At 38.2% G+C, this 8,439-nt stretch carries 6 protein-coding genes; all 6 read right to left on the minus strand.

Translation table 11 applies throughout. The features are described 5' to 3' along the window. Nucleotides 1-131: 131 nt before the first annotated feature. Nucleotides 132-3,737, minus strand: a complete 3,606-nt coding sequence (locus H3Z82_RS13230) for an ABC transporter permease/M1 family aminopeptidase (RefSeq protein ID WP_182205987.1) — start codon at nucleotides 3,735-3,737, stop codon at nucleotides 132-134. Nucleotides 3,738-3,739: 2 nt separating this feature from the next. Then, nucleotides 3,740-4,615 carry an ABC transporter ATP-binding protein gene (locus H3Z82_RS13235; protein ID WP_182205988.1) on the minus strand — a complete coding sequence of 292 codons (876 nt, stop codon included), beginning with the start codon at nucleotides 4,613-4,615 and terminating at the stop codon, nucleotides 3,740-3,742. A 321-nt stretch (nucleotides 4,616-4,936) separates the two neighbouring features. Further along, nucleotides 4,937-5,440: a hypothetical protein gene (locus tag H3Z82_RS13240; RefSeq protein ID WP_182205989.1), complete on the minus strand. Its 504-nt coding sequence runs from the start codon at nucleotides 5,438-5,440 to the stop codon at nucleotides 4,937-4,939. Between the two features lie 375 nt (nucleotides 5,441-5,815). Next, complete coding sequence (locus tag H3Z82_RS13245) at nucleotides 5,816-6,319, minus strand: hypothetical protein (protein WP_182205990.1); 504 nt, start codon at nucleotides 6,317-6,319, stop codon at nucleotides 5,816-5,818. Nucleotides 6,320-6,623: 304 nt separating this feature from the next. Then, nucleotides 6,624-7,886 carry a group II intron reverse transcriptase/maturase gene (gene ltrA / locus H3Z82_RS13250; RefSeq protein ID WP_182202247.1) on the minus strand — a complete coding sequence of 421 codons (1,263 nt, stop codon included), beginning with the start codon at nucleotides 7,884-7,886 and terminating at the stop codon, nucleotides 6,624-6,626. 140 nt (nucleotides 7,887-8,026) lie between these two features. Next, a complete protein-coding gene (locus tag H3Z82_RS13255) occupies nucleotides 8,027-8,167 on the minus strand; it encodes a hypothetical protein (protein WP_182202246.1) in 141 nt (46 codons plus the stop codon). Nucleotides 8,168-8,439 lie beyond the last annotated feature (272 nt).

Raw genomic sequence — 8,439 nt, forward strand, 5'->3', positions numbered from 1 at the left:
TATTGAGAATTAACTGTTAAGAAAAAACAACCCATTAAGCAGATTGTGATGTCAGAGGTTGTTCAAAATATTTCGCAAAACATAAAAGCGAGGATTTAGCTCGCTTTTATAAATATCTATTTGTTTTTGGTTTACTCTTCCACCGTTTTTAAATTGTCGTCAGAGTTGCGATCAATCAACTTGTTATAAGGATCAATCCCTGCTTTTAAAGGCTTTTCATCCGTAATAACCGTAAAAGTATTATCACCAGACTCTAACCATTTCAGTTCAAAGTACAACGGATCTTTAATGGTTACCCCATCGTCATTGATAACATCTTCGCCAAACAACCCAATGTCTACCAAGTTTTTATTGTCATCAACCCTATCTTCCCTGCCCTTGTCGTCATAATATATTTTCTTGGAATTGACCGTAAATGTCGTTTCCCATTTACCATTGTCCAAAGCTTTGGTTTTGGCAGTCATCACTCTATTTTCATATAATACGATCTCTTTAAAACCATCATCAACCTTGTATTTTAATGAATCAGGGGTCACCGCATATAATGCCCTGTACAAATCTTCAGAAGTTGGATAAAAACCTTTCTTATTATATTTGAACTCTTCCAGAAAGTTCTTGAGTCCGCTGTTGACAACGTCTTCCCCCATGACATCCTGTAAATCGTACATAATCATAGAGCCTTTCTCGTACCAGATATAGCCACCAGTTTCTACGTTCATTAAGCTACGTTCTGGTTTAAAACTGAATTTCCGGCTCCCTAAATAGGTGTCCAGCGAGTTTTTTAAGAACGACTTAATCCCATTTTCGCCATATTCTTGCTTCATGGTCATTAACGACGCATATTCAGCTAAAGTCTCTGAAATGATATTGGCTCCAGAAGTTTTACTTGGCGTCACAATATGTCCCCACCATTGGTGAGCCACTTCGTGTGATGTCACTCTAAAGGCATAATTATAACTGTCTGCATTTGAGAAGTCGGCTGCAAATCCGAAATCTTCAGAATACGGAATAGTGGTCGCAAAGGACTGGGCAAAAGTGGAATGTGCCGGAAACTCTATAATTCGAATGACCGAATACGGATATTCCATAAAATTCTTCGAATTATAGTCTAACGCAATCTTCACCCCTTTGATAAAATATTCCAGATTCCTTTTATGCTTTGGAGAATGATAAATTTCTATAGCCACCTGCTTTCCACTTGGAGCCTTCCAGCTATCCCTTTCGATATCATAGGCTGCGGAAACAAAATTGAAAAAGTAATCCGTCTTTTCTTCCAGTTTATATTGAAAATAGCTTCTTCCATTCTCTTCCCATTGCTTGGTAAGTGTTCCTGGAGCTACGGCTATTTGCCCTTCTGAAGTGCTCAGTACAGCTTCGAAGTTAAGATAATCAGCATCTTCATTAAACAAGTTTTTCTTTAAAGCCAGACTATCCGTTCTTGGTGGATATAAATAATCGAGCTTTTCCAAACCATACTTTTTACGAATGCCATTGTCGGATAAAGTCCGTTCATAATGAAAGGAAGGAAAAATAGCATCTCTAAAAAATGTGCCATTGTCTAATATGGCAGTTTCAGAATCCATAGAGAACCCATGCGTATTCACTTTTGTTTCAATTACCAAAGAGGCAGTTTCATTTGGCTGTAAGCTTGTTGGCAGTTTGTAGATAAACATTCGATACTCCTCATCCGATAAAAACGGTTTTAACTCAGCGCCGTTATAGACCACTTTAGTGATTCTTGTATCGGCTATTGGAAATTTGATTTCCATTAACAGTGTATCAATAGGGACTTTGTAATTATTAACGACCTTGAATTCACCTTTGGCCTCTACGCGCCTATCTTCAGGGAAAATATCAATAAAAGCTTTAAGATCGGTGACTTGAATATGGGGCTGATCAATATATTTACCATATTTTTTTTCAGCATCGGCATTAAGTTTTTGACTGTAATTGCCATCTTCCAATTGGTTCAAGATTTTCAAGTTATAGTAACTATAAGCACCTACTGAAACAAATGCCAAAACAAAAAACAGCATCAGACCTAAAGTTCTCCCGCTAAAACGTTGTTTTGCTATTTTCAAACGCTCTTTGGCTGAAGACAAGAAACCACGGTTCCAGAAAACAATTCCAACAGTTGCCAGAATACAGGTCAATAGAATCCAATACAGATTCAACCAGAACTTCCCGTACAAATAATGTCCAAAACCATTTAAATCGCTTAAAAACCCGCCTAGTGTTCCTCCAAAAATGACCAAAGGATTTGATGTTTTAAACACCAATGCCAATAGAATAGGTAAACCGACATAAATAATGATGACGATAAAATGTCCCAAAAACTTATTATTGACCAGCACGTGGACAAAAAATGCCAAAAGCACGGTCATCACATAAGAAGGAAAAACACTAGTGAAATTGTAAGTCAGGTACATGCCCAATTCATAATTGAAGTAGCCATTAAAACTTTGATACAATACTCCAACCACCACATTGAGCAAAGTCAATACCACAGCTACACCAATAAGTGAAATAATCTTGGAAAGGTATAGGGTGATATTGCTGACCGGCAAAGCATCGTAAAACTCAAAAGTTTTATTTTGCCTGGTTCTATGTACTGCTTCCCCAGCATAGATCACTAAAATGATAACAGAAAACAGCGATAATCCACCCGAAACCTGCATGACCATGTATCGGGTTAGCGGCAAGGACGGCGTACCATAGGTCTGGTTGGATTGGTAGGCAACAAACCCAGCTACGATAATGCCCATAACAATCAAAATGAGAAAAACGTTTTCTTTTACAATCGACAAAAACTCAATTTTGCTTAAGGACAACAGGTTTTCTCGACGTGCTTTGGTATTAAAAACTTGAGTGATGTTTGGGATAAAAGACGTAGGCACATAGGCTTCTTTGCTCTCTTTTGACGATTTCTGCTTTGAACTGGTCAAAAATCCTTTGTATGAAAATTTAAATAGGGTAAAAAAGAAAATCGCAAAAGCAATACCTAACCATAATAAGCGGTTGAGTCCAAATTTTCCCGAAAGTGACAATTGGGTATGGTTCAATTCGTCCACCGTCCAGTACTTTGTGAGATAGCTATGGGCAGTTTCTCCAAACGGATCGACATACACACTTAACCACTCGGTATCTAGCCCAGACAGTAATTGCCCTGAGGCGATGGTCAGGATAAGAATGACAATCCCCCCTAAATACAAGATGGACATACGCTTAAAAAACGTCATCAAACAAAAGAACAAACTGCCTATAAAAAAGGCATTAAAAGTCAGCAGATAGACAAAAGGCAAGATATACGAGGTCAGATTAAAAGACGTGTAAGCCCCATAATCCGGTCGTTCCAAAAACGCACCAATACTAAAGCCAATCATCGCACCGATAACCGCTCCAATATTCATAATCGTCACAATGGTAAAACTTCCAAAAAACCGCCCAAGAATATAGCTTTTTTCCGAAATAGGAAAGGTGAAATAGGTTTGTGCGGTTTTATGCTCTTCGTCCCGATAGACTGCAACGCCCATGATTGCAGCATAGAAAAATAGACTTATGATACTCATGCCGCCCAGAACTCCTACAATGGCATTGGGACTATTGGTGTATTGGGCCGTGACGGAATCAGCAAAAACACTTATTAAAAGTGGAATGATAAACATCAAAAAAATGTAGATGTAGGTGGCAGGTCGTCTTAACCGATATTTCAGTTCAAATAAGAAAATTTCCTTCATGATTATACGGTTTGAGGTTGGTTAATACTATAGAAGTAAAAATCTTCTAAATTGTTATTGACCACTTCAAAGCCGTCTCCAGGGTGGACATCACTATAGATATTGACGTTCATATTGCCACTCCGTAAATAGGTAGAAAGCACGGTATATTCTGTTTGGTATTTTTCAACCTCATTCTTTTCAATCCGTTTGCGATATATTTTGTCGTTTAACGACTCCGATAATTCTTGCGGGTGACCCTGTACCACAACTTGCCCCTCGTTAAAGACCGCCATATTGGTACACAAGTTTACGACATCATCCACAATATGGGTGGATAAAATAACTACCGCATCTTCACCCAGTTCACTTAACAAATTATGAAAGCGATTGCGTTCCAACGGATCCAATCCAGCGGTCGGCTCATCCACAATAATTAATTTAGGATTTCCGATCAAGGCTTGGGCAATCCCAAAACGCTGACGCATCCCACCAGAATAATCGCCCAGATTCCGTTTTCTGAATTTGTAGAGATTCACCTGATTTAATAGATCGGCCACATAGGCCTTGCGATCATTGCTGCTATGAATGCCTTTGATCTTGGCGATATGGTTCAACATCATTTCTGCAGACACTTTCGGATATACCCCAAAATCCTGAGGCAGATAACCCAGCACCTTCCGCAACTCTTCAGGTTGATTAAACACATCAATCCCATCAAAGGCAATCGTGCCACTATCGGCAACTTGCAAAGTGGCGATGGTACGCATCAAAGTGGATTTACCGGCACCATTGGGTCCTAAAAGACCAAACATTCCTTTTTGAATTTCAAGATTGACATTATTTAAAGCCTGGGTTCCGTTAGGATAGGTTTTATTCAGGTTTTGGATTGAAAGCATAGTTATTTGTTTAGAAAGTTGTTGGTTTAATGGTATTAGTAGCTTTTTTTAAAATTTGTTACAATGTAAGCTTTTTTAAAAGTTTAGAAAGGAGACAGATGTTTTATAGTTGAGTTTTCTTAGGATGATATTTCTCCTATTTTCAAGATATGGGCCTTAATTTCAAGTACTTCGCAACTTATACATTTTTAACCATCAATGGAATAAAAAAGTCCACCATAAAGGCGGACTTTAATAAATCCAATCGCTTGAGCAAGTAAATTGATTGGAATTAATTTGATTTATAGTAATATTTAAATATCTGAGATTTAAAACACCTGATTAGTAAGCAATGTTTTTAAATGTGCCCGTCATCGTCACAGTAGAGGCCGTATTGGAAACTGCCGTAACATTGAAGGTTCCACTAATAAGTCGACCGTTATCTGATGCTGGATTTTGTTTATTTTCCTGCAAATTAATGTTTCCTTCAGTAGAATTATATGAAATTTCTTCGGTCTGATCCCTGATGACGACACCAGTATAAAACCCATTATTATCTATCTCCCCGATTACTTTATTTACGCCACCGTCAAAACCTCCTTTATCATTTAAAAAAATACGGATCAAATTATTATTTTCATCATTTATCACAATAGTAATCCCAGCACTGGTATCGGTGTAATAATTTCCAAAGGTTGCTGTATAATTGTCGCCAAAAGTTCCACCCTTAATAGTGGCCTTAAACTCTGATTCTGGAGCACTTCCACCGCCATCGTCATCATTACTTGAACAGGAAATAATTAATAGAGAAAGAAAAAGAATGCAAAGTGTTTTTAAATTTTTCATGTAGTTTGTTTTTAGTTATTATTGATTTGAATCATTGCTCAAACTGCCCATCGCAATGAAACGAATATGTCATCATTAATTCTGAAATAAAAAAAGCCTTGAAAAGACAGGTTATAGTTATGCGAAAAATGACACCCCTATCCTCTTCATTATGAGGGATCCGGATATGCAAAACTATTACTTGCGATAATAGAAGGGTTCGACTGCGCTCACCCTGACATTTGACTGTCACCCTGAGCGCAGTCGAAGGGCTTCATATGCAAAAATATAATATGTGATAACAAGGGGTTCGACTGCGTTCATCTTGTCAGAGAGCGGTAACTCAGACATCAGACGCAAAGTTTAAGCGTCTGTTTTTTATTATTCAAAACCTCATTAATACAAAATGTTATTAAAAGTACCTGTCATGCTGACGAGATCTCCCATAGTAGAGGTCAATTCAAGAGAGAAAGACCCTGAAATAAGTTGCCCGCCTTCTGAAGATGGATTAGGCTTATTGCTTGAAATATTAATGCTTCCATTATTAGAAAAGTATGTGACACCTTCCGTGTAATGTCTTAATTTGATGTCGGTATAATTTCCCATTTCATCTTGTTCACCTATAATTTTTGTTACGCCACTATCAAAACCTCCTTTAGTATTTAAAGAGATAATAATAACATTCTTATTGGCATCAGTAATTTCTATGGTTAATCCTTTGCTTGCATTTGTTACATAACTAACTAAGGTTGATGTGTGTTTGTCGCCGAAAGGTCCACCAGTCATCGTTGCCTTATATTCGGCGGTTGAAGTTACTCCGCCGCCATCGTCATCACTACTGGAACAAGAAATAATTGAAAGAGAAAGAAGAAGAATGCAAAGTGTTTTTAAATTTTTCATGTAATTTGTTTTAGATTTTATTGATTAGAATAATTGCTCAAACTACACATCGCCATGAAATGAATATGTCATCACTATTTTTCAAATAAAAAATAAAAGCAGGGTCCGACCAGCAGGATGGGCACGGATAAGAAGTTTTTAAATTCCAAAAATAATCAAGGGCCACGGGGATATTAAAGTCCACTGTTGGGAATAAAATGAGATAGAACGTTTGGTGATCGAGTAGGCAAAGGGAGTTTCACCCTAAGCCTCTCACAGAACCGTGCTTGAAAGTCTCCCCTCACACGGCTCTTGTTGTACAAATCTAAGCAATACAATTTATTTGATTGAAGTTCCAATGATAAAACAGTGTTGGATATTGTTTCCTAACCTCTGCTAACCATTGGTACCCTTTCGAAATACTGGTTTTATATCGCTTATACCTTTTCCTTGCCCACCAAACCAATCTTTTACTGAGTAACCGAAAGACTTTTGTAAGTTCATACATCTTAAATTTACCATAGTACCGCACCCATCCCCTGATTATTGGATTAAGATATTGGGCTACTCCTACGATGCTTTTAAAAGTAAGTTTGTTTACGCCGAGCTCTTCTAGCTTGTCAGCGATTCGTTTTCTTGAACCAATACTTATGGCACAATCATACCCTAAAAACAGCTTCCTCTTTTTCTTAGAGAAGGCAGTCCTGGGCTGAAAAGAATATCCCAGGAAATCAAATTTGATTGTTGGGTATTTTTCTTTTCTTCTGTAGTCTCGGCAATAGACAATTTTTGTCTTTTGTGGATGTAATTCCAATCCTACCGAAGCCATTCTTTGATGCACTAGATTAAGTACTTTTTCTGCGTGGGCTTTTGTATTACAGTGTAGTATCACGTCATCGGCATAACGTGTGAAGACTACATTTTTATCTGTCCGTTCCAACCATTTGTCAAAAGCATAATGTAGAAAGAGGTTTGCCAGTAAAGGGCTGATCACTCCGCCCTGTGGCGTTCCTTTTCCTTGCTTTTGGATTCGTTTTCCAGATATTGTAATAACGGGTGCTTCCAGCCATCGTTTGATATAGAGTTTTACCCAGTTTTCGGGCACGTGTTTCTCTACGGCAAGCATCAGTTTGTTATGGTCAATATTATCGAAGAAACCTTTGATGTCCAAGTCAATGACCCAGTTTTGTTTCCAACAGTTTTCTCTTACCTTTGATAATGCCTGATGGGCATTTCTCTTTGGTCGATAGCCGAAAGAATTGGGACTGAATACTGCCTCTAATCTTGGTTCAACAAACATTTTGACCACCATTTGGCCAACTCTGTCGCTAATGGTAGGTATGCCTAATTTACGGATAGAACCGTCTTTCTTGGATATCTCTACTTCTTTGACAGGTGGTGGAAAATAACTCCCTGATGCCATACGATTCCAAAGTTTGTAAAGGTGTCTTCTGCGATCGGCATCAAATTCTTGCATATCTATCGCATCCACTCCAGCACTCCCTTTGTTGGAACGCACTTTTTGATAGGCCTCCCAAACCATTTGGCGGCTTATCGGTATTGATTTTGTTTCATTCCATAAATTCATCCTCACTTTTGTAAGTTGATTTGTAAAATGCAACTGTACAACTTAACCCCTTTGCTCCATTTCCATTACAGAAACTTCATCACTACTACGGGTTAATCTGTCTCTGCATACAACTTCGGTATTCTGCCTCTAAGTTGTTCTTATTGTGCATTTCCCTTGCCATTTGTATGCAGTTTCCCAAGTTCCGTAAATAAGCCTGAATAAAGTTCTTGCCATCTGAATGACGCCAGCCTTACAGAAAATAAATAGGTTTCCTCTGTAATTAATGTTATTGCTAACATTACTTTTCACTCCGTATCATACTTCGTAGCTTTTGACTGGGGATAGCAACTTCTCGACACCTCTTCGATGGTTCACTTTCGTTCAACTCCTTTATTCGTACCTGCTAATCTCTTTGGACTAGATTCTCCTAAACGCTCAGCACCACAACTGTTAATTGCAGCACCTTTAGGTGGTTTAGAGCCATCGCCTATACAACGACTCTGATGGACCTACCATCATCTTATTTACAGCATTCAACCTTTTATTGCCGTGGTTGATTCTTGGCACACTA

The organism is Gelidibacter maritimus, assembly GCF_014062315.1.
Classification (GTDB): Bacteria; Bacteroidota; Bacteroidia; order Flavobacteriales; family Flavobacteriaceae; genus Gelidibacter; species Gelidibacter maritimus.